Source organism: Rhodoferax lacus (assembly GCF_003415675.1).
Lineage (GTDB): Bacteria > Pseudomonadota > Gammaproteobacteria > Burkholderiales > Burkholderiaceae_C > Allorhodoferax > Allorhodoferax lacus.
On sequence record NZ_QFZK01000002.1, the window covers coordinates 391983 to 413385 of the forward strand.

Annotated in this window: 18 protein-coding genes; 9 read left to right on the forward strand and 9 right to left on the reverse strand. The window is 62.9% G+C overall.

All coding sequences use genetic code 11. From position 1 onward, the window contains the following. The first annotated feature begins 509 nt into the window (after positions 1-509). The 3 genes from DIC66_RS05475 (at position 510) to DIC66_RS05485 (ending at position 3587) form a co-directional block, all read left to right on the forward strand. Positions 510-2474 (forward strand): methyl-accepting chemotaxis protein, encoded by a 1965-nt coding sequence (locus DIC66_RS05475; protein WP_117174822.1) that lies wholly within the window; start codon positions 510-512, stop codon positions 2472-2474. Between the two features lie 364 nt (positions 2475-2838). After that, positions 2839-3435, forward strand: coding sequence for an IMPACT family protein (locus tag DIC66_RS05480; protein WP_117174824.1), 597 nt, complete (start codon positions 2839-2841; stop codon positions 3433-3435). Continuing rightward, positions 3411-3587: a hypothetical protein gene (locus DIC66_RS05485; RefSeq protein ID WP_199534671.1), complete on the forward strand. Its 177-nt coding sequence runs from the start codon at positions 3411-3413 to the stop codon at positions 3585-3587. Before DIC66_RS05480 ends, DIC66_RS05485 begins: the two co-directional genes overlap by 25 nt. 46 nt (positions 3588-3633) lie before the next feature. Here DIC66_RS05485 and DIC66_RS05490 read toward each other — a convergent pair whose 3' ends face one another. Genes DIC66_RS05490 through DIC66_RS05525 form a run of 8 tightly spaced genes read right to left on the reverse strand, consistent with a single transcriptional unit; the run spans position 3634 to position 11767 of the window. Then, complete coding sequence (locus tag DIC66_RS05490; protein ID WP_117174826.1) at positions 3634-4977, reverse strand: TolC family outer membrane protein; 1344 nt, start codon at positions 4975-4977, stop codon at positions 3634-3636. A 45-nt stretch (positions 4978-5022) separates the two neighbouring features. After that, complete coding sequence (locus tag DIC66_RS05495) at positions 5023-5364, reverse strand: rhodanese-like domain-containing protein (RefSeq protein WP_117174828.1); 342 nt, start codon at positions 5362-5364, stop codon at positions 5023-5025. A 21-nt stretch (positions 5365-5385) separates the two neighbouring features. After that, positions 5386-6048: a protein-L-isoaspartate O-methyltransferase family protein gene (locus tag DIC66_RS05500; RefSeq protein WP_117174830.1), complete on the reverse strand. Its 663-nt coding sequence runs from the start codon at positions 6046-6048 to the stop codon at positions 5386-5388. Between the two features lie 43 nt (positions 6049-6091). Continuing rightward, positions 6092-9283 (reverse strand): efflux RND transporter permease subunit, encoded by a 3192-nt coding sequence (locus DIC66_RS05505; protein WP_117174832.1) that lies wholly within the window; start codon positions 9281-9283, stop codon positions 6092-6094. After that, positions 9283-10425 (reverse strand): efflux RND transporter periplasmic adaptor subunit, encoded by a 1143-nt coding sequence (locus DIC66_RS05510; RefSeq protein ID WP_117174834.1) that lies wholly within the window; start codon positions 10423-10425, stop codon positions 9283-9285. Before DIC66_RS05510 ends, DIC66_RS05505 begins: the two co-directional genes overlap by 1 nt. After that, positions 10422-11144 (reverse strand): TetR/AcrR family transcriptional regulator, encoded by a 723-nt coding sequence (locus DIC66_RS05515; RefSeq protein ID WP_117174836.1) that lies wholly within the window; start codon positions 11142-11144, stop codon positions 10422-10424. Before DIC66_RS05515 ends, DIC66_RS05510 begins: the two co-directional genes overlap by 4 nt. A 33-nt stretch (positions 11145-11177) precedes the next feature. Beyond that, a complete protein-coding gene (locus DIC66_RS05520) occupies positions 11178-11504 on the reverse strand; it encodes a type II toxin-antitoxin system RelE/ParE family toxin (protein ID WP_117174838.1) in 327 nt (108 codons plus the stop codon). Next, positions 11501-11767: a type II toxin-antitoxin system Phd/YefM family antitoxin gene (locus tag DIC66_RS05525; protein WP_117174840.1), complete on the reverse strand. Its 267-nt coding sequence runs from the start codon at positions 11765-11767 to the stop codon at positions 11501-11503. Before DIC66_RS05525 ends, DIC66_RS05520 begins: the two co-directional genes overlap by 4 nt. Before the next feature lie 129 nt (positions 11768-11896). Here DIC66_RS05525 and msrA point away from each other — a divergent pair, with 129 nt between their 5' ends. The 4 genes from msrA to DIC66_RS05545 are packed head-to-tail and all read left to right on the forward strand — an operon-like array spanning position 11897 to position 14930. Then, the gene (gene msrA, locus DIC66_RS05530; RefSeq protein ID WP_117174842.1) at positions 11897-12439 is read left to right on the forward strand and encodes a peptide-methionine (S)-S-oxide reductase MsrA; all 543 of its coding nucleotides are present in this window, start codon (positions 11897-11899) and stop codon (positions 12437-12439) included. Between the two features lie 51 nt (positions 12440-12490). Next, complete coding sequence (locus tag DIC66_RS05535; RefSeq protein ID WP_117174844.1) at positions 12491-13174, forward strand: ABC transporter ATP-binding protein; 684 nt, start codon at positions 12491-12493, stop codon at positions 13172-13174. Continuing rightward, positions 13171-14409: an ABC transporter permease gene (locus tag DIC66_RS05540; RefSeq protein ID WP_117174846.1), complete on the forward strand. Its 1239-nt coding sequence runs from the start codon at positions 13171-13173 to the stop codon at positions 14407-14409. Before DIC66_RS05535 ends, DIC66_RS05540 begins: the two co-directional genes overlap by 4 nt. Positions 14410-14414: 5 nt before the next feature. Continuing rightward, positions 14415-14930 carry a DUF3299 domain-containing protein gene (locus tag DIC66_RS05545; protein ID WP_117174848.1) on the forward strand — a complete coding sequence of 172 codons (516 nt, stop codon included), beginning with the start codon at positions 14415-14417 and terminating at the stop codon, positions 14928-14930. 15 nt (positions 14931-14945) lie between these two features. Here the strand turns inward: DIC66_RS05545 and pdxH are convergent, their stop codons facing one another. After that, positions 14946-15584, reverse strand: a complete 639-nt coding sequence (gene pdxH / locus DIC66_RS05550) for a pyridoxamine 5'-phosphate oxidase (RefSeq protein WP_117175117.1) — start codon at positions 15582-15584, stop codon at positions 14946-14948. Between the two features lie 189 nt (positions 15585-15773). Between pdxH and DIC66_RS05555 the strand changes: the two genes are divergently transcribed. Both DIC66_RS05555 and edd read left to right on the forward strand, forming a co-directional pair. After that, positions 15774-19421, forward strand: a complete 3648-nt coding sequence (locus DIC66_RS05555) for a response regulator (protein WP_147321245.1) — start codon at positions 15774-15776, stop codon at positions 19419-19421. Positions 19422-19541: 120 nt separating this feature from the next. Beyond that, positions 19542-21383 (forward strand): phosphogluconate dehydratase, encoded by a 1842-nt coding sequence (edd, locus tag DIC66_RS05560; RefSeq protein ID WP_117174852.1) that lies wholly within the window; start codon positions 19542-19544, stop codon positions 21381-21383. Positions 21384-21403 lie beyond the last annotated feature (20 nt).

Here is a 21403-nt window from a genome sequence, read left to right on the forward strand (position 1 = left end):
ACAGCCAATCTGCTCGGGACTTCTCGTAAGGAGTCATAGGGCTGAGGGCCATATTGCCGATCAAGTCCTGGGGTCACAATCGACAGGTGGACTGCAATAAGACGGGACCCGACCGGAAGCGGGTATCCGTATGTGGCAGCCTTAAGTGCGTCCACCTTCGCCGCGAGGTCTGACAGAAATGCTTCAGATCGGCGCTTCCACCCCCGACATCTGAAGTACTGCGGGTGGCAACCTGTCGCCACGGACATGCACTGCCGCGGATGACCGATCTGACCGCTCTCTAGCGGCTGTTGGCAACCTGAGACCGACCGTCAACAATGTGTCTACCAGTTCGTCAAAGTGAGCACCCGGAGCCTCTGAGTCAGTGCGAGCATCCAACGCATGGTGCGCAAGTGCACTTTGGCGTAATTCAGTTAAAGCTGGCGGCTTATATCTCGATATAGTACATCGCTCACTGACGCTTTCCGGCGCAGATGGGCGACCTGAAATAACATACGGTTTCGTCCAACATGTCGCTTGCATTGCCCTACGATTTCACACCACCCGAGACGAAGCTGAGGGGTCTGTCTCTCAACGCAAAGATTTGTGTCGCGGCAACCGCATTGGTAGTCATAAGCCTGGGCATCACGGCTACCGTCATCGGGTTAAAGAGCAGCGTCACAGCGGAAGAGGCGACCATGCAACTGGCCCGCACCTCCGCGCGCGAGGCCGCAGGCGCCTTGCAAGCCCGTATTGGTACCAATCTCTCAAGTGTGAGTGCGTTGGCAGGGGCCATGGTCAGCACCAAGACAGCCAACATTCCATTGCAGAGGGCGCAGATCGGTGAGTTGTCCAAATCTGTCCTGGCCAGTTCCATGGACTTTATTGGCGCTGCCGTGACCTGGGAGGCTAACGCTCTGGATGGCAAAGACGAAGAGTTTGCCGGCAAAAAGCCCGAGTACGACGCTACGGGTCGGTACATGCCCTATTGGACCCGTAAAACAGATGGCAGCTTGAATGTGGACCCCATCGTGTTTGACCCGGCCCCTGGTGCGAATGACTGGTATGACATTCCCAAACGGACGGGCAAAGTCCTGTTTACGGAACCCTATATCTACCCCATTGAGGGCAAAGATGTTTTGATGGCTTCGTTGGTCGCTCCGATTATGGTTGGCGGAAAGTTTATGGGGGTCGCCAGCGCTGACTTTTCGCTGAACCAATTACGAACGATTTTGTCGGAACTGAAGGCGGTTGATGGTGCGCATCTGGCCCTGATCTCCAATGCTGGTTTATACGCAAGCCACCCGGAGGCCCAGTTCATCAACAAGAAGGCAGACGACATTCCGGCGGCGGGCCTGGACGCCATCAAACAAGGTAAAGCCTACGAGTACCTCGACACGAATGAAGTGGTTCACCTGTTGCAGCCCTTGGTCATCCACAAAGACACGCTGCCTTGGAGCGTGCGCATGAGCTTTCCCCATAGCGTTGCCACTGCGTCCTCGCGCCAACTCATTGTTTACGCATTGGTTGCGGCCATCCTGTGCGCACTGGCAACGGCTGCAATTCTGGTGACAGTTGTGTTTCGTTTGATGCGACCCCTGCGTGCGCTCAGTTTTGCCATGACCAACCTGTCCAGTGGTGACGCGAATTTGAGCACCCGGCTGGAAGTCAATGGCAATGACGAGCTTTCGGCCATTGGCTCGGGTTTTAACCAGTTTATTGGAAAGATTCGTGGTGTTTTGGGCCAGGTGCGGAGCAGTGCGGATGGCGTGGCCACCGCCAGCTCGGAAATCGCCCTGGGCAACAATGACCTCAGTGCCCGCACCGAGCAGCAGGCCAGTGCCTTGCAACAAACGGCGGCGAGCATGGAAGAGCTGAATGCCACCGTTCAACAAAATGCCCAGAATGCCAGTCAGGCCAACCAGTTGGCGATGAATGCGTCTTCAGTTGCGGTGCAAGGTGGACATATTGTGGGTCAGGTTGTGCAGACTATGAAGGGCATCAATGATTCCTCGCGCAAGATTGCAGACATCATCAGTGTGATTGACGGCATTGCTTTTCAAACCAATATTTTGGCCCTGAACGCCGCAGTCGAGGCAGCGCGTGCGGGTGAGCAGGGCCGGGGTTTTGCGGTGGTGGCCAGCGAAGTGAGATCCCTGGCAGGCCGCTCGGCAGAGGCGGCCAAAGAAATCAAATCCTTGATCAGTGCCAGCGTCGAACGTGTGGAGCAAGGGACGTCACTCGTGGACAAGGCCGGTGAAACAATGGCGGAGGTCGTGGCCAGCATTCGCCGGGTTACAGACATCATGGGGGAGATCAGCGCTGCCAGCAGTGAGCAAAGCTCTGGGGTGGCCCAGGTCGGTGAGGCTGTTAAACAAATGGATCAGGCGACCCAGCAAAACGCTGCGCTGGTGGAGCAAATGGCCGCAGCGGCCAGCAGCCTCAAGTCGCAGGCCGAAGAGTTGGTGAATGTGGTGAGCGTTTTTCGCTTGTAGCAGGCTCAGACACTGTTTTCAAGAGCAGCCAGTTGTTGCGCCGCTTCATAGGCTTGCAGGGCTTCCACCGCGGCGGTCATAGTGAACCTGGTTTGATAACTGATCGTTCGCATAGGGCACGATGCCGAAGACCCTGAGCGTCTGCTCAGAAGGGTTGATCGGTAGCTCCGGATAGCCGACTGTCGGGAGCGGCCGCTCCCAGCCCTTCAGACTCAATCCGAGCGAAAATCCCAATGACTCCTGACGCCGCATAAGCGACATACCGGTCTCATGGGTCAGTCCCATTTCCTGCTTGACCCACCAGCCATTGCATCCTGTGACCCACCCCGGTGGAAGCTACGGGACTGATTTACCCTTGGGGCCCATGGCACACAGCATTGCTTCCGCTGCGACAAGCGAACTCCTCATCAAGAAAAGCCGCTTTATCGGCTGTGTCCAACCGGTGCCTGACCGGGCCAGTGCACAGGCCATGGTTGCCAGCCTCAAAAAACAGCATCCAGCTGCCGCCCACGTCTGTTGGGCGTTGATGGCCGGAGGGCATTCTGCTGCGGTTGATGACGGTGAGCCCAGTGGCACGGCAGGAAAGCCGATGCTGGAGGTGCTTCGCCACCAGGATCTGGACGGCGTACTCGCCACCGTGGTTCGCTACTACGGCGGTATCCAGTTGGGGGCGGGCGGCCTGGTGCGGGCTTACACCGACTGTGTGGCGCAGGCACTCAAGGGCGCAGCCAAGACGCCCATCGTCAAGGTCCGAACACTGCAGTGTGCCGTGCCCTATGCGATGGAGGGGCTGTTGCGCAGAGTGCTTGAAGCGGCAGGCGGTGCCCTGCTTGGTGTCGAGCACGGTGCTGCGGTGGCGATGACGTTCAGCATGGATGTGGCTGCTGCCGATGCCCTGGTGGCCCATTTGAATGAAGTGGGCCAAGGCCGGATTGTGTGGCTGGACTTCAACGGGTCCTGAAGCATTTTTACGAACGCTTCGAGGCGGCCTTTGCCGCCGCCTGCCGGGGCGCGAGAGAGCTGACGCTCACTCTGTCCGATCCGTTGGAGGCCATACGCATCGGCTTTGCTATCACACGGTCCTTGAAGACCGGCTTGCCAGAGGTGGTCTGAGGCCAGACCATTCTCAGGATGGTGCCTGCATTTGGCGGCCCCGTTCCTACTGCGCCAGTTGCGCGTTGATGGGCTGCAGGTCTTCGTCCTTGAGCAAGCCACTGGCCTGGCGCAGCTTGAGGCCACCCATCAGCACGTCATAGCGCGCCTTGGCCAGTGTGGCCTTGGTGCTGTAGAGCTGGCTTTGCGAATTGAGCACGTCAATGTTGATCTTCACACCCACCTGGTAGCCCAGCTTGTTGGCGTCCAGGGCGCTCTGGCTGGAGACCTCGGCGGCCTCGTAGGCCTTCACCTGCGACAGGCCGGACTGCACGCCAAAAAAGGCCGTGCGTGTGGCTTGCGCCACGGTGCGTTTGGCGGCGTCCAGGTCACTGCGGGCCTTGTCTTCCAGGGCCAGGGTTTCCTTCACGCGGTTCTGGATGGCGTAGCCGGCAAACAGCGGCAGGTTGAAGCTCAGGCCCACGCTGGCCACGTTGGTGGTGTAGCTACCGTTGGTGGTGGAGCTGCCATTGTTGTTGGCGGCGCTGTAGCTGCCGGTCAGGTCCAGGGTGGGCTTGTGGCCGTCCTGGGCTTTTTCGGTTTCCAGCTTGGCTACTTCCAGCGCAATGCCGGCCTGCTGGATGGCGGGGTTGTTGGCCTCGGACTGCTGCACCCACTGGTTCACATCGGCCGGCTGCACTTCGCCCAGCACAACCGGGGCACGCAGGGGCTTCGGAGCGGTGCCGCTTTTGCCCACCAGCTGGTCCAGGGTGAGGGACTTCACGCGCAAATCGTTGTCGGCGGCCAGTTCCTGGGCCACGGTCAAATCAAAACGGGCCTGGGCGTCGCGGGTGTCCACGATGGTGGAGGTGCCGACTTCAAAATTGCGCTTGGCCGAGGCCAGCTGTTCGGCCACGGCATCTTTTTGGCTGCGCAAAAAGGTCAGTGTGTCGGTAGCGGCCAGCACATCAAAGTACGCCTGGCTGATACGCACGATCAGGTCCTGGTCGGCGGCCACCAGTTGGGCCTGCGCAATCTCGCTGCTCTTTTTGCCCTGCGCATAGGTGGCCCAGTTGCCGGGCCGGTACAGGGGTTGCGAGGCAGAGAGGGTGGCCGACTGCGTGTTGAAGCTGCGCCCGCTGAGCGTCGACAGCGAGCTGTCTTGGTTGGTCTGGCTGGCGCCTGCACCCAGGTTGACCGTGGGCAGAATGCCGGCCTTGCTTTGGTCGCCCTTGGCTACCGTGGCCAGCGCCTGCGCTTTGGCGGACTGGTACGTGGCATCAAAATCCTTGGCCGCGTTGTACAACTCCACCAGACTTTGCGCCTGTGCCGCACTCGCAAAGCCTGCGCCCAGGGCAACCAGCAAAGGCAGGCAAGAGGGGCGGGGCTTGGCGGTTCGGGTGCGGTTCATGAAAAGCTTTCGTGTAGACGGAAATCGGCTGTGTGTCGGGTGGGGTCAGTAGGTGGCCAGTGTGGGGTCCACTTCGGCGGCCCAGGCATGGATGCCGCCGGCAATGTTGGCCACGTTCTCATAGCCGCGGCTGGCCAGGAACTGCGCCACCTGCATGCTGCGCCCGCCGTGGTGGCACAGGCAGGCTATGGGGCGCTGCGGGTCCAGCTCGGACAGGCGCAAGGGCACCGTGCCCATGGGGATGGTCAGCAGGGTGAAGCCCTCGGCCTTCACGCTGGCAATCTGCAGCTCGGAGGGCTCGCGCACGTCCAGCACCACCGGTGCGCTGTCCGGGCCCACCTGCTGCAGCCAGGCGCTCAACTCACTAGGGCGAAATTGTGTAATCACAGGGGGTAATCCTCGTCGGGTTCAGAACGTGAAGTGCGACTTCTCGGCAAAGTTTTGCAAACGCGGCGCATCGCAATCCCAGGGTTGCACGGTGTGGTAGTTGGTGGCGCTGGTGCGGGTCACAAAGGTGGCGCACATCACCGGCTCTTCGCCCACCACGGCGCCCAGACGGCCGCCCACCTTGAGCTGCTCCAGCAGCTTGTGCGGCACCTCGGCCACCGAGCCGCCCAGCACGATCACATCGAACGGGCCCTGCGCGGCGGCACCCTCTGCGCCATCACCCTGGCGCACTTCGGCGTTGCTGATGCCGGCCTTTTGCAGATTGCCTTTGGCAAAGGCCACCAGCTCGGGCGACAGTTCCAGCGACAGAACGCTCGCGGCCTGATGGGCCAGCAGCGCGGTCAGAAAGCCCGAGCCGGTGCCGATCTCCAGCACCTTGTCGGTTTTCTTGATGGCCAGGTCCTGCAGCAGACGCGCTTCCAGACGCGGGGCCAGCATGCACTGACCGGCGGGCAGGGGAATTTCCATGTCGGCATAGGCCAGGGCTTTGAAGGCTTCGGGCACAAATTCGTCGCGGCGCACCGAGGCCAGCAGGTGCAGCACACCAGCGTCCAGCACGTTCCAGGGGCGGATCTGCTGCTCGATCATGTTGAAGCGGGCTTTTTGGACGTCAAGGGTAGGCATTGAAAATACTCCTAGGGGGTATGTTGAAGGATTGTAAGCAATTTTAGGTGACAGACGCACCGGCACCCTGCTTTGTACCGCTGAAACGGCGGCGCAGCCATTGCGCAAGATCATCCATGTAGCAATACACCACGGGCACCACCACCAGCGTGAGCAGGCTGGAGGTGATGACGCCGCCAATCACCGCCTGCCCCATGGGGGCGCGCTGCTCAGAACCCTCGGACAGCGCAAAGGCCAGCGGCACCATGCCGAAGATCATGGCCAGGGTGGTCATCAGGATGGGGCGCAGCCGCACGCGTGCGGCCATCAGCAGGGCCGCACTACGCTCCATGCCGGGGACCGTCTCTCCGGCCTCATTAACATGGTCTTCCCGGGCGCGGATGGCAAAGTCCACCAGCAGGATGGCATTCTTGGTCACCAGGCCCATGAGCATGACCACACCAATCACCGAGAACATTGACAGCGTGGAGTTGAACATCAGCAGCGCCAGCACCACGCCAATCAGCGTCAGCGGCAGGGCGGTCATCAGGGCCAGGGGCTGCAAAAAGCTTTTGAACTGGCTGGCCAGAATCATGTAGATGAAGATCACCGCCATGGCCAGGGCCGAGACGGCATAGGCAAAGGACTCGGCCATGTCCTTGGTGGAGCCGCTGAACTGGTAGCGGTAGCCCGGCGGCATGGCGATGGTGTCCATGGCGGCCTTGATGTCGGCCGAGACTTCACCGGCGGCACGGCCCGATACGTTGGCGGTAATCGACACCTCGCGCGTGAGCTCGCGCCGGTTGATCTGGTTGGGGCCGGTGGAGGGCACCACGCTGGCCAACTGGTTCAGGCGCACCAGGCGTGTGCTGCCATCGGCGTTGGTCACGGTAAAGGGCAGCAGCTCCAGGTCCTGCGCGCTGTTGCGGGCATCGGGCGCCAGGCGCACATTGACGTCATAGGTCTGGTCGTCGGGGGCGCGCCAGTTGCCCACGGTGCGGCCCGCCACCAGGGTGCGCAGGGTGTTGCCAATCTGGCCCACATTCAGGCCCAGGTCGGAGGCCGCGTCACGCCTCACCTGCACATCCAGGGTGGGTTTGTTGGGTTTGACGCTGGAGTCCAGGTCCACCAGGCCGGGGGTTGCGCGGATCTTGTCCATGGCCAGCAGGGTCAGGCGCTCGAGCTCGGCGGTGTCGCTGCCCAGGATGGAAAAGGTCACCGGCTTGTTCCCGCCAATCGCGTCCAGCAGGCCGGCGTGGGTGACGGTGAGGCCCGCCACTTGGCCCAAGCGCTGGCGCAGCACCACGGCCATCTGGTCCACGCTGCGGCTGCGCGCCTTGCGGTCCACCAGGCGCACGTAGACGCTGGCGTACATCTTGCCCTGCGCCGTGCCGGTGTTGATGGTGGACAGGGTGTAGCGCACCTCGGGGAAGCTGCGGATGATGGCCTCGGCCTGCAGGGTCTTGGCCTCGGTGGCCTCCAGCGAGGAGCCCACCGGCGTGTAGAAGTTGACCGACATTTCCGAGAAGTCGGCCTTGGGCACAAACTCGGTTCCCAAGAGTGGCAGCATGAAGAGGCTGGTGGCAAACACCACCACGGCCAGGCCCACAGTGGCCAACCTGTGCAGCAGGGCCCAGCGCAGAATGCCCTGGTAGGTGTGGGCCAGTTGCTCGGTGGCCTGGTCAAACCAGCCGGTCACGCGGCCAATGGTCTTGTCGTACAGGTTGCGGGGCGCGCCGGCTTTGCCGTGTTCGGCAATGCTGGGGTCGTGCCAGATGCTCGAGAGCATGGGGTCGAGCGTGAAGCTCACAAACATGGAGATCATCACCGCGGCCACGATGGTCAGGCCGAACTCGTGGAAGAACTTGCCGATGATGCCGCCCATGAAACCAATCGGCATGAACACGGCCACGATGGACAGTGTGGTGGCCAGCACCGCCAGGCCAATTTCCTGCGTGCCGTCCAGCGAGGCGTTGAAGGCGTTCTTGCCCATGGCCACGTGGCGCACGATGTTCTCGCGCACCACGATGGCGTCGTCAATCAGCAGACCCACGCACAGACTCAGCGCCATCAGCGTGATCATGTTGATGGTGAAGCCCAGCATGTTCATGAAGAAGAAGGTGCCAATCAGCGCGATGGGCAGGGTCAGGCCGGTGATCACCGTGGAGCGCCAGGAGTTCAGGAACAGGAACACGATCAGCACGGTGAGTGCCGCGCCTTCAAACAGGGTACGACGCACGTTGTCCACCGAGACGCGGATGGCGCGCGAGCCGTCGGTAATGGGCTCCAGCCGCACGCCCGGGGGCAGCTGCTTTTGCAACTCGGCCAGTGCTTTTTGCAGGCCGTCCACCACGGCGATGGTGTTCTCGTCCTGCGACTTCTGCACATTGAGCAGCAGGGTGCGCTCTCCGTTGTACAGCGCCAGGCTGTCCACTTCCTGCGCGCCGTCGGCAATGCGGGCCAACTGGTCCACGCGCACCGCCACGCCGTTCTTGCGCGTCACGATGATCTTGCCGAAATCCTCGGGCCGCTTCATGCGCGCCTCAATCTGGATCACGCGCTCCTGCCGGGCATTCTGGATGGTGCCCACGGGCACCTCCTGGTTCTCGCTGGTTACAGCAGACACGACCTGTTCGGGTGTCACGCCCAGCGACTCCAGGGCCTGCGGGTTGAGGTAGATATTGATCTCGCGCCGCGTGCCACCCACGGTGGTCACCGAGCCGACACCGCGCACATTCTCCAGGCGTTTTTGCAGCGTCTGCGTGGCCCAGTTGCTGAGCTCCACCGCATCGGGCACTTTGCCCTTGGCAGTGGTGGCGTCTGCCAGCACGGCCACCGACCAGATGGCGCGGGCTGCGGGGTCAAAGCGCAGCACGCGTGGCTCCTTCACCTCGGCACGCAACAGCGGCTTGATGGCGGCCACTTTCTCGCGCACGTCATCGGCGGCCTTGCGTCCGTCTACCGACAGGTCGAACTCCAGGATGACCACCGCCTGGCCCTCGTAGCTGCGCGAGGTCAGGGCCTTGATGCCGGCAATCGAGTTGACGCCTTCTTCAATCTTCTTGGAGACCTCGCTCTCCACCACTTCGGGCGAGGCGCCGGGGTAGTCGGCAGTCACCACCACTACCGGAAAGTCGATACTGGGGAACTGGTCCACCTGCAGGCGCTGCAGCGAAAACAGGCCCAGCACCACCAGGGCCAGCATGACCATGGTGGCAAACACCGGGTTTTTGAGACTGACGCGGGTGAACCACATCAGGGCTTGCCCGCCGCAGCTTGTGTGCGTGTTACCTGCGTGCCTTCGCGCAACGCGCCCACGGTGCCCAGCAGCACCTCGGCTCCATCGCTTGCGCCTTGCACTTCCACCATGGCCACGCCCTGGCGCTCACCGCTGGCGCCCAGGGTGACGCCTTGGTGTGCCACATGGCCGTCCACCAGGGTCTGCACATAGGGCTGCGGCTTGTCGGTGCGCACGGTCTCCAGCGGCAGGGCCAGTGCAGTGACCCGGCCAATGGCCAAAGTCCCCTGGGCAAAGAGGCCCTGGCGCAGGCCGGGTGTGGCCTCCACCGACAGGTACACCAGCACCGAGCGGCTGCCCGCAACCGTGCTGGGGTTGATGCGGGCCACGCGGGCGCTCACTGGCTGGCTCAGCCCTTCAATCGTCAGGGTCGCGGTTTGCCCGGCCTTCACGCGCACCGAGTCGGCGGCGCTCAGGGCGGCTTCCAGTTCGAGCGCACGCAGGTCCACGATCTCCAACACCTTGGCATCAAGGGCCACGCGCTCGCCGTTTTGCACCAGGCGCTGGGCGATCTGCCCGTCCACCGGTGCGCGCAGCACCGTGTCATCCAGCGACTTGAGCGCCAGGTCCGCGCCAGCCTGGGCCGCTTTGAAGGTGGCCTGGGCGCCAGCCAGATTGCTCAGCGAGGTGTCCAGCGCAGTCTTTGAAATGAAGCCCTGGTTCACCAGCGACTGGTTGTTGTCCAGGCTGCGCTGGGCAATATTGACCTGCGCCCGTGCCGCCTCGGCCTGCTGCTGGGCCTGGCGCACGCGGGCCTGGTACTCCGTGGTGTCGATGCGGCCAAGCACTTGTCCGGCGCGCACAAAGTCGCCTTCGCGTGCGTTCAGGCCCTGTATCTCACCGGCCGCGCGGGCTTTGACGATCGCCGAATTCACTGCCTTCAGGGCACCGGATATCGCCAGCACCTGGCTGAGTTCGGTGCGCTGCACACGGACCACATCGCTGGCTGAGAGCTCCATCGTGGCCTGCAGTTTTTGCGTTGCCAATTGGGCTTGCAGGGCCTCCTTGGCGGCTGAGCGTGACGCCAGGGTGCGCACCACACCGGCTGCCAGCAGCACGCCCATCAGGCCCAGCACGATCCATTTCACAGGGAGTTTCATCGGGGCTTCTTCTTGGGTTCGCGGGGTTCGCTGGACGGGGGGGAGGCGCTTGCGGCAGGTGTGATGCTCAGGCCGTGCAGAATGGTCTTGACCTGAGACGCAATGTATTGATGCGGGTCGAGCGCGATGCGCGCATCGCCACAGCTGCCGCGGCCATGCTTCCACATCATGAGAAACGTCATGGGCGCCAGCACGCTGTAGACGCCGTACACCGGGTCCACGGCACGGAACTCGCCACGCTCCACGCCGCGCTCCAGAATGCGCACTATCAAGGCATTGCCCGGCTGCACCACCTCCTGCTGGAAGAATGCCACCAGCTCCGGGAAGTTGCCCGCCTCACTCATCATCAGTTTGGGGATGCCCGAGGCCTTGGTATTGCCCACGCGCTCCCACCAGCTGGTCATGCAGTAGCGCAGCAGGTCTTCGCTGCTGCCCTCGTAGGTCTTGAGCTCTTCGGCCCACTCGGTAAAGCGGCCGCTGATGTTCTCGCGCACCACCGCCTTGAAGAGTTCTTCCTTGCTGCTGAAGTACAAAAACAGCGTGCCCTTGGACACACCGGCGCGCTGCGCTACCTCTTCCACGCGGGTGGCTGCAAAGCCTTTTTCGAGAAACAGGTCCAGTGCGGCATCCAGCAGTTCGCCCGGACGCGCCTCCTTGCGGCGCTCGCGCTTGGCGCGCACCGTGCTGACGATCTGGCGAATGGGGCAGGGACTGGTCATTGCAATTACTGACTGATGGGTTATTAGTTTAGCCTAAGGTGCCAGCAGCCGCTGTTCCAGATGGGTTTTGAAGTCGCGCCTGGTGTGGATGAACAGGTGGACGATCAGGTATTGGCTGTCGAATGCATAGACCAGCCGGGTTTGCCGTACCAGGATCTGGCGGTATTGATCGAACCCGAGGTCGCCGAGTTCCTCCAAACGGGTGCCCAGCAGGGGATTGAGGGCGATACGGCTGATGGTGTCCTTGAACTCCCTCTTGACCTCTGACCAAACCCTATCGCCGAACTGCGTTCTGACATGCCGCCGGATCTCCCGGAAGTCGGCCTGCGCCGCATCGAGAATGACGGCTTGGCGGCTCATTCTTCCGCATCCATGGCATCAAAGAAGTCCTGCGAGGACTGGAACTTTCCCTCCTCAAACGCCTTCTTGCCAAGGCTCAGCAACTTGAGCAGTGCCATGGTTTCCTGCTGCTGTTCGTAGGCCCCAATGTCCATCACAACCATCTTGGCCTCACCGTTCTGCGTGATGATGATGGCTTCCGGGTTGGTGGCAAAGTTCTTGACGATGTCGGCAGCGTTGGACTTGAGAAAAGAGATGGGCTTGATCTGTGCGGCCAGGGACATGCGGAACTCCTGTGGTTGGTGTTGGCCAAATATAGTCCAAATTCAGTCTTTGCAGTGTGCCGACCACCCACAAGGTCAAAGCCTGCGGCGTAAGATCAAATGCAACATAGATGAACAGGATGAAGACGTATGACGGACACATTGCAAACCCTGGTTCTGGGTGGCGGCTGCTTCTGGTGCACCGAGTCGGTATATGTGCAGGTGCGCGGCGTGGAGGATGTGGAGTCCGGCTACTGCAACGGAAAACTGCCCAACCCCAATTACGAGATGGTGTGCACCGGCCAGTCTGGCTACTGTGAAGTGGTCAAGCTGGTGTTTGACCCGGCCCAGGTCAGCACCCGTGAGCTGTTGGAAATCTTCTTCGTCATCCATGACCCGACCACCCTGAATCGCCAGGGCAATGACACTGGCACGCAATACCGCAGCGGCATTTACTTCACCACCCCCGAGCAGGAACAGGTGGCCAAAGACGTACTGGCTGAGCTGTCCACCAGTGGCCACTACAGCAGCCCGGTGGTGACCGAGGTGCTGCCACTGAAGGACTACGCTGCGGCCGAGGACTACCACCAGGATTTTTTTGCGCGCAACCCCAACCAGGGCTATTGCATGGCCGTGGCTGCACCCAAGGTGGCGAAGTTCCGCAAGACCTTTGCGCGGCTGCAGAAGCAATAGCGCACCTGCCATTTCACAGGCGCTTCACACGCGGCGGTTAAGCTGCGCGCCATGATTCGAAGCACCGCACTCACCTACCAATACACCGGCGGTCCGCGGCTGGAGTTTCCCGATGTGGACCTGGCGCAGGGCTCGGTGCTCTTGCTCAGTGGTCCCTCGGGCTGCGGCAAGTCCACCTGGCTGGCCTTGGTGGCGGCCCTGGTGGCGCCCACCTCGGGCACGCTCACCGTGGCTGAGCAGCCGCTGCAGAAGCTGCAAAAAGTCGCTTCCGATGCCTGGCGCGCCCGCACCATTGGCTTTCTGCCGCAAAAGCTGCACCTGAGTGCGGCCTTGTCGGTGCAGCAGAACCTGGCCATGGCGCAATGGGCCAGCGGGCAGGCCGAAGACCCGGTCCGCATCCACAGTGCCTTGCAAGCTTTGGGCGTGGCCGAGCTGGCGGGGCGCAAACCCGCACAACTGTCCGGTGGCCAGGCCCAGCGCGTGGCTCTGGCCCGCGCCGTGCTGCTGCAGCCGCGCGTGATCCTGGCGGATGAACCCACCGCCAGTCTGGACGATGAAGCGGCATCTGACGCGGTGAACCTGTTGCTGCAGGCAGCCCGCCAGCAGCAGGCCACGCTGGTGATTGCCACCCACGATGCACGCGTGTCCCGCCTGCTGCAAGAGGGTGGCTCTGCGCCCACTGCGTTCGAAGAACTGCGCCTGAGCCGCCCCGCCAAACTGGGGGCCACAACATGAAGACGCTGTCCTTCGCCTGGCGCTATTTGTGGTCGCGCCCCTTGGGTGCGGCGCTCAACGTCCTCCTGCTCAGCCTGGGCCTGGCTTCCATCACGTTTTTGCTGCTGGTGGGCTACCAGGTCAGCCGGGCTTTTGATCGTGACCTGGCCGGTATCGATGTGGTGGTGGGCGCCAAGGGCAGCCCGATGCAGCTGATTCTCTCGGGCGTGCTGCACCTGGATGTGCCGCCGGGCAATGTGCCGCTCAAGGCGGTGCAGGCACTGGCACAGAACCCGCTGGTGGCCAGCGTCATTCCCATCAGCCTGGGCGACAACCTGCAGGGCTTTCGCATTGTGGGCACCTCGCATACCTACATCTCGCACTACGGCGCCACCCTGGCCCAAGGGCGCTTGTGGGATGCACCGCTGCAGGTCGTGGTGGGTGCCACGGCTGCGAAGACGCTTGGGCTCGCCATGGGCAACACCTTTGCCGGTGCCCACGGGCTGGGTGCGGGTGGCCATGCGCACGGCGACAGCCTGTATACCGTGGTCGGCATTCTGGCGCCCAGCGGCAGCGTGCTGGACCGCCTGATCCTGACCGACACCGCATCGGTGTGGACGGTGCACGCAGACCATGCTGTCCATGCCGCGCACGATGACCACGACAAAGGTGACGATGGCGACGCCGAGGACCAGCCCGTGGCCGATGACGCGCGTGAAATCACCCTGGCCCTGATCAGCTACAAGACGCCGCTGGCGGCCATGAGCTTTCCGCGCTACGTCAACAGCCAGACCGAGATGCAGGCGGCAGCACCGGCCGTGGAAATCAGCCGCCTCTTGAACATGCTGGGTCTGGGCACCGAGGTGCTGCGCGCCTTTGCCGGTGTGCTGCTTCTGACTGCAGCCCTGAGTGTCTTTATTGCGCTGTGGAGCGCGGTGCGCGAGCGCCGGGGCGATCTGGCACTCTTGCGCATGTTGGGCGCGCCACCTTCCAAGGTGGCAGCCCTGCTGCTGTGCGAGGCCCTGTGGCTGGGCCTGCTGTCCGCTGTTGCCGGTCTGGCTTTGGGTCAGGCCTTTGCTGCCATGCTGGCCTGGGCCCTGCAACTGGACCACTCCTTGCTGATAGGTGGCATGGTGTGGCCCGCAGCGCTGTGGCTGGTGCCTGCCATGGCTGTGGTGGTATCTTTGGGCGCGGCCTTGCTGCCCGCCTGGGGCGCCTACCGCGTCAGCGTTCTGGAACTGCTTCAATCACGGTGAACCCCATGAAAAAATCTTTATCAATCGCTTGCATCGTGCTGTGCCTGTTGGCCAGTGGTGGCAATGCCCTGGCGCAAGCGGCAGCCCCTTTGGCCGGTGTGCCCATGGGCGTGGGTGCCGGTGTGCACAACCCCAACAGCCCGTTTGCACCCTTGCAGGACCGTGCCGACGTGCTGCCCTGGTCGGTGCTGACCAGCGTCAAAACCAAGGTGGAAAAGAACCGTGTGCTGCCCGTGTTTTCCACCAGCATCCAGTCACTGAACCAGAAGAGCCAGCGCGTGCAGGGCTTCATGATGCCGCTGGAGCCGGGCGAGAAGCAGACCCACTTTTTGCTCAGCTCGGTGCCGCTGACCTGCTCGTTCTGTGTGCCCGGTGGTCCCGAGAGCATGGTCGAGGTCAAGAGCCGGACCCCTGTGAAGTACTCCATGGAGGCGGTGGTGGTGGAAGGCCAGTTCGCCGTGCTCAAGGACGACCCCTATGGCCTGTTCTACCGCATGACCGAGGCGGTGGCGGTCAAATAAGCCGCCGTGTTTCTGTCAGGGCGCCAGCCGCTCGCGCAACCAGCCGCCATCGGCCTGCTCGCTGTAGCGCAGCCGGTCATGCAGACGGCTTTTTCGGCCCTGCCAGAACTGCCAGTTGTCGGGCTTGAGCCGGTACCCGCCCCAGTGCGGCGGGCGTGGCGGTTGCAGCAGGAACTGGGCGGCATATTTGGCGGCGTTGGCCACCAGTACGCCGCGACCGGAAATCACCTCGCTCTGTGGTGAGGCCCAAGCGCCGATGCGCGAGTCCATCGGGCGGCTGTGGAAATAGGCATCGCTTTCCTCGGCGCTCACGCGCTCCACCACACCTTCGATGCGCACCACACGCTCCAACTCCACCCAATGGAACTGCAGTGCGGCAAAGGGGTTGCCCGCCAGCTCGCGGCCCTTGCGGCTCTCGTAGTTGGTGTACCAGACGATGCCGCGCGCATCAAAGCCCTTGATCAGCACCACACGCGTGGAAGGCCGCAGGTCGCTGCCCACGGTGGCCAGCGTCATGGCGTTTGGCTCGGGCACCTCGGCTTGAATGGCTTCGGTGAGCCACTGGTCAAACTGTTGCAGGGGGTTGGCATTGGAGGCGCTCTCGTCGAGTTCGGCGCGCTCATAGCTTTTGCGGAGGTCGGCAATGGATTTCATGGCTTCAGTATAGGCAGCAGCCACAGACGGTAGAAATGAACACCCATTCGTTCAAATAGTAATGGACCAAGAATCTGAATCCAAGTAAATTGCCCCGGCAAACGGGGTACTTTGGGAGCACAGGTGGTCACAAAACAGTGGGGTTCGGCATTCACGCTTGAGCAACGCCGCAGGCAACTTTTTTACGGCGTGGGCCTTGGCCTTCTGTTGATTGCCGGCGCGGCCGTCTCACTGCTGAGCTATATGCACCAGCAAACGCAAATGCAGATTGTCACGGCCAGCCAGAGCCTGGCGGTAAACCTGCAGCAGTCTGTAGAGCAAATGCTCGATTCTGCAGACGTTATCCTGCAGACGGCCGCAGACGACATCGTGCGCCGCAGGGCGCAAGGCAGGTTGCGCGCCGGCGACCTTGCCGACCCGCTGCGCCAATGGTCGGCGCGCACGCCGGGTGTCGAAATCCATGCCACCAACGAGTGGGGCGTTCAATACCCGTCCCCCATTCTTCTGCCCGACGAATTGATTGATGTTTCGCAGCGCGATTTCTACAAGCTGCACCACGGCGCGACCGGCCACACGCCGTTGACGGCAACCCCTGTTTTTGACAGCCTGCGCGGGTCCTGGGTCTGGGAGTTGTCGCGGGCTGTGCGCACCGGCGACGGCGCCTTCCTGGGCGTGGTGTATGCCCGCATGGACACCCGTGGTTTCCTGAGCCTGTTCGCAGACGCCACGCTGGAGCCCCACACCACGGTGTCACTGCGCGACCGCAACCTGGTGCTGGTGGCCGGGCGCAAGGAGTCCAGCGCCACCTACCCTCTGCCTACCGGCACCGTGGGCATTTCCGGGCAGATGCGTCAGGCCATGGCGGCAAACGCGCTGCGGGGCAGTTATGTCAGTGCAGCCACTGGGCTGGATGATTTGCGCCGGACTTTTTCCTATGCGCGCAGCCCGAAATACGGCTTTGTGCTGAACGTGGGCGTCACCGGAGACGCTGCCCAAGCGGCATGGCGAAGGCAGGCCTGGATTGTGGGGTCGGTGGCGCTGGTGCTGGTGCTGTTTGTCGGCATGTCGGTGCGCATCGTCATGCGCTCCTGGCGTGATCAGCAGGGGCATCTGCTGGCTTTGCGCCAGGCACATGAAGCCACGGAGTTCAGCAACATGGTGCTGGATCAGGCGATGGAGATGGCCCAATGCGGCACCTGGATGGTGGACATTGCCCGTGATGGTGCCGTGCCCGGCATGAGCCAGCGGGCAGCGCGCCTCATGGGCATGCCTGCGGAGTTTGAAGGCCCGTCGCATGCAGCCGACTGGAAGCGCTGCATGCTGGAAGCTGCGGGCCAGGAAATGTGCGATGCGCGCAGTGCCCAATTCGAAAAACTGGTCTCCGGTGAGAGCGAGCACTACGAGGCCAGGTACCCGCTCAAACGCATGGACAACGGCGTGACCATCTGGCTGCATGAAGTGGGCACGCTGATCCGTGATGCGCAAGGTGCGCCCTGTTTTGTGCGCGGCGTGATGCGCGATATCACCCTGGAGCAGCAGGCCCATGAGGCCATCCTGGCTGCCATGCAAGAGGCCGAAGCCGCATCACAAGCCAAGGGCGAGTTCCTGGCCAATATGAGCCACGAAATCCGCACGCCCATGAACGCCATCATCGGCCTGTCCGGGCTGGCCCTCAAAAACCAGATGCCGCCGCGCGTGCACGACTACCTCAGCAAGATCAAGCACAGCGGCGAAAGCCTGCTGCGCATCATCAACGACATACTGGACTTCTCCAAGATCGAATCCGGCAAGCTGGAAATCGAGCATGTGCCCTTCGAGCTGGAGTCGGTAATAGACAACGTCATCAACCTCATGAGCGAGAAGGCCGAAGCCAAAGGTCTGGAGCTGCTGTGCAGCCTGGACCCGAATTTGCCCAAGCACCTGGTGGGCGACCCCTTGCGCATTGGGCAGATCCTGCTCAACTACGCCAGCAATGCCGTGAAGTTTGCCAAGCACGGCGAGGTGTGCGTGCACATCCGGGTGCAAAGCGCTACCGAAACCGAAGCGCTGCTGCATTTTTCGGTCAGCGACAGCGGCATTGGCCTGACGCCCGAGCAAATGGGGCGCCTCTTCAAGAGCTTTGAGCAGGCCGACAGTTCCACCACGCGCCAATATGGCGGCACCGGGCTGGGACTGGCCATCAGCCGCAGCCTGGCGTATTCCATGGGTGGGCAAGTGGGGGTGGAGAGCCAGTTGGGCCAGGGCTCCACTTTCTGGTTTACCGCCCGCCTGGGCATTGGCTCGCCCGAGAAAATCATCACCCGGCCCAGCGTGGATCTGCACGGTTGCCGCGTGCTGGTGGTGGATGACAACGATGCCGCAGCCCTGGTGCTGTGTGATTTGTTGCTGGAACTGGGCTTTGCGGCCGAGCATGTCAGCTCCGGTGCGGCGGCCTTGCAGGTGCTGGGCCAGGCCGACGGCAACAATGCGCCATTCGACTTTGTGATGATGGACTGGCAGATGCCAGAGATGGACGGCCTGGAGACGGTGCGTGCCCTGCGCCGCATGCATCCCAAGAGCCTGCCCATGGTGCTGATGGTTACCGCCCACCGGCGCCAGGAACTGGTCAACAGCGCCGAGCTGCTGGGCATCCGCTATGTGCTGGCCAAGCCGGTCAATGGCTCCGTGCTCATCAACACCATGATGCAACTCATGGGACATGCACCGCGTGAAGTATTGCGGGGGCCACAGTCCCCTGCCGCCAGCGCGCTGGAGGCCTCCATGGCAACCCTGCGCGGCATGCGCATCCTGCTGGTGGAAGACAACGAAATCAACCAGTTGGTAGCGGGCGAGCTTCTGCGCGAAGTGGGCCTGGTGGTTGAAATGGCGGACAACGGACAGATCGGCGTGAACCAGGTGCATGCCCGCCATTGGGATGGCCAGCCCTACGACATCATCCTGATGGACATGCAGATGCCTGTGATGGATGGCATCACGGCCACGCGCCTGTTGCGCGAAACCTATTCGCAGCAGGACCTCCCCATCGTCGCCATGACCGCCAATGCCATGCAGGCCGACCGGGACCGCTGTCTGGCCGCCGGCATGAATGGGTTCGTGAGCAAGCCCATTGATCCGGAAGAGCTGTGGCGCGCACTGTTGGCCGTAGCCCGGGGGCGTGGTGCAGCGCGGGTGCTGCCGCTTGCGGACGGCGCCAACGCGACGCCTGCGCCTGAACACCCGGGGCAGACGCATGCCGAGTTGCTGCAGTCCCTGGGCCAAGTGCCGGGGCTGGATGTGCAGTTGGGCTTGCGCCAGTGCAACCACAACGCGGCTTTGTACGTGGCCATGCTGGGCAAGTTCGTCAAATCGCAGGCCGATGCCGTGCACCAGATCCGGCAGTCATTGGCCCATGGTGACGCAGCCACCGCCGAACGCCTGGCCCATACCCTCAAGGGGCTGGCCGCCAGCCTGGGCGCCCAGGCTTTGCAGGGGCGTGCCGCCGATCTGGAGTATGGACTGCGTGCCGGCACCGAGCTGCAGGCCTTGGGCAGCCTGATCGCCTCCACCCAGATTCCGCTGGATGATCTGATGCTGGTCTTGGGCGCACTGCCGGGGTTGAACACGGACGAGGCCAGGCCCGTCAGCGCCCACATGAGCCCGTCGGAGCAGGCGCAGGTGCAGTCGGTCCTGCAAACCCTTTTGCGACTGCTGGAACAGGACGACTCGGAAGCCGTGTCGCTGTGGCAGGACCATGCGCCCGGCCTGCGTGCCGTGCTGGGCCGGGCCGCCGAGGTGGAGCAGGCCATCAATGGCTTTGCCTTTGACGAGGCCTTGCGGCTGCTGCAGGCTGAGGCCTGAAGGCACGCCACAGGCGCTTCTGTAACCCGCTGGTTACCGGGGATGCGCACAAGGAGGAATTTCCAAGTTACCATTCGCCATGTAATTTAGTTACACCTTCCTCCAGAATGTGAGAACGCCATGGCCGCACCCCAGAATTCCCCCGCCCTGCACCCCGCAGTTGTCGCCGTCACCCGCCGCATCCGCGAGCGCAGTGCGCCTACCCGCAGCGCCTACCTGGCCCTGTTGGATGCCATGGCTCAGCGCAGGCCCGGCGCCGAGCGCATGGGCTGCGCCAATGTGGCGCACGCCTTTGCCGCGCTGCCCGGCGCCGACAAGTTCAAGGTAGTGGCCGAGAAGGCGCCCAACATCGGCATCATCACCGCCTACAACGATCTGCTCTCGGCCCACCAGCCGCTGCAGCACTACCCTGACCTGATCAAGGCCGAAGCGCGCAAGCATGGCGCCACGGCCCAGGTGGCCGGCGGTGTACCCGCCATGTGCGACGGCGTGACGCAGGGCTTTGAGGGCATGGAGCTCAGCCTGTTTTCCCGCGACACCATCGCCATGGCCACCGCTGTAGGCCTGAGCCACGATGTGTTTGACTGCGCGCTGATGCTGGGCGTGTGCGACAAGATCGTGCCCGGCCTGCTGATTGGCGCGCTGCACTTTGGCCACCTGCCCACCGTGTTTGTGCCGGCCGGGCCCATGACGTCTGGCCTGTCCAACAACGATAAATCCAAGGTGCGCGAGAAGGCAGCCCAGGGCTTGGTCGGACGTGAAGAGCTGCTGGCCGCCGAATCCGCCGCCTACCACGGACCCGGCACCTGCACCTTTTATGGCACCGCCAACAGCAACCAGATGCTGCTCGAGGCCATGGGTTTGCATGTGCCAGGAACTGCCTTCATCAACCCCGGCAACAGCGTGCGCGAAGAACTCACCCGCGAAGCCGCGCGCACGGTGCTGGGCATCACCAAAGCCAAGCGCTTTGCGCCCATCGGCAAAGTGGTGGACGAGCGCTGCATTGTGAATGCCATGGTGGCCCTCTTGGCCACCGGCGGCTCTACCAACCACCTGATCCACTGGGTGGCCGTGGCCCGTGCTGCGGGCATCGTCATCGACTGGAATGATTTCTCGGCCTTGTCGGATGTGGTGCCGCTGCTCACCCGTGTCTACCCCAACGGCAGCGCCGATGTGAACCAGTTCCAGGACGCCGGTGGCCCGGGCTTTGTCATCCGCGAATTGCTGGATGCGGGCTTCATGCACGCCGATGTGCTCACCGTGCGCAGCGGTGGCCTGCGTGAATATTGTGGCGTCCCTGCAGCCCAGGCCGACGGCTCGCTGCAATGGACTGACGCGGGTGCCAGCAAAGACGAGGCCGTGGTGCGGCCCGCCTTGGCACCGTTCAGCGCCAGCGGTGGCTTGAAGCTGCTGCAGGGCAACCTGGGCCGCAGCGTGATCAAGATCTCGGCCGTGCCGGATGACCGCCACATCATCGAAGCACCCTGCCGCGTGTTTGACTCGCAGGACGCCCTGCATGTGGCCTTCAAGGCCGGTGAGCTGGACCGCGATGTAATCTGCGTGGTGCGTTGGCAAGGGCCCCAAGCCAATGGTATGCCCGAGCTGCACAAGCTCACCCCGCCCCTGGCCGTGCTGCAGGGCAAGGGCTTCCGCGTGGCGCTGGTCACCGATGGCCGCATGAGCGGTGCCTCCGGCAAGGTGCCGGCCGCCATCCACGTGTCGCCCGAAGCGGCCGCCGGTGGCGATCTGGCCCGTGTGCGCGATGGCGACGTGATCCGGCTGGACGCCAATGCCGAGACCCTGCAGGTGCTGGTGGATGCTACCGAGTGGGCCGCACGGCCTCTGGCCACCATGCCCGAGGCCTTGCGCGCCGCCAACGGCGTGGGCATGGGACGCGAGCTGTTTGCCAATATGCGGCGCAACGCGCTGGCGGCAGAGCAGGGCGCTTGCACTTGGTTGTAAGCAGCCTCCAACACACTTTT

Excerpts from the sequence above, each read along its gene's own strand:
- DIC66_RS05475 (WP_117174822.1), top strand. The coding sequence starts at position 510 with ATGTCGCTTGCATTGCCCTACGATTTCACACCACCCGAGACGAAGCTG.
- DIC66_RS05480 (WP_117174824.1), top strand. The coding sequence starts at position 2,839 with ATGGCACACAGCATTGCTTCCGCTGCGACAAGCGAACTCCTCATCAAG.
- DIC66_RS05490 (WP_117174826.1), bottom strand. The coding sequence starts at position 4,977 with ATGAACCGCACCCGAACCGCCAAGCCCCGCCCCTCTTGCCTGCCTTTG.
- DIC66_RS05500 (WP_117174830.1), bottom strand. The coding sequence starts at position 6,048 with ATGCCTACCCTTGACGTCCAAAAAGCCCGCTTCAACATGATCGAGCAG.
- DIC66_RS05505 (WP_117174832.1), bottom strand. The coding sequence starts at position 9,283 with ATGTGGTTCACCCGCGTCAGTCTCAAAAACCCGGTGTTTGCCACCATG.
- DIC66_RS05510 (WP_117174834.1), bottom strand. The coding sequence starts at position 10,425 with ATGAAACTCCCTGTGAAATGGATCGTGCTGGGCCTGATGGGCGTGCTG.
- DIC66_RS05515 (WP_117174836.1), bottom strand. The coding sequence starts at position 11,144 with ATGACCAGTCCCTGCCCCATTCGCCAGATCGTCAGCACGGTGCGCGCC.
- DIC66_RS05520 (WP_117174838.1), bottom strand. The coding sequence starts at position 11,504 with ATGAGCCGCCAAGCCGTCATTCTCGATGCGGCGCAGGCCGACTTCCGG.
- DIC66_RS05525 (WP_117174840.1), bottom strand. The coding sequence starts at position 11,767 with ATGTCCCTGGCCGCACAGATCAAGCCCATCTCTTTTCTCAAGTCCAAC.
- msrA (WP_117174842.1), top strand. The coding sequence starts at position 11,897 with ATGACGGACACATTGCAAACCCTGGTTCTGGGTGGCGGCTGCTTCTGG.
- DIC66_RS05535 (WP_117174844.1), top strand. The coding sequence starts at position 12,491 with ATGATTCGAAGCACCGCACTCACCTACCAATACACCGGCGGTCCGCGG.
- DIC66_RS05540 (WP_117174846.1), top strand. The coding sequence starts at position 13,171 with ATGAAGACGCTGTCCTTCGCCTGGCGCTATTTGTGGTCGCGCCCCTTG.
- DIC66_RS05545 (WP_117174848.1), top strand. The coding sequence starts at position 14,415 with ATGAAAAAATCTTTATCAATCGCTTGCATCGTGCTGTGCCTGTTGGCC.
- pdxH (WP_117175117.1), bottom strand. The coding sequence starts at position 15,584 with ATGAAATCCATTGCCGACCTCCGCAAAAGCTATGAGCGCGCCGAACTC.
- edd (WP_117174852.1), top strand. The coding sequence starts at position 19,542 with ATGGCCGCACCCCAGAATTCCCCCGCCCTGCACCCCGCAGTTGTCGCC.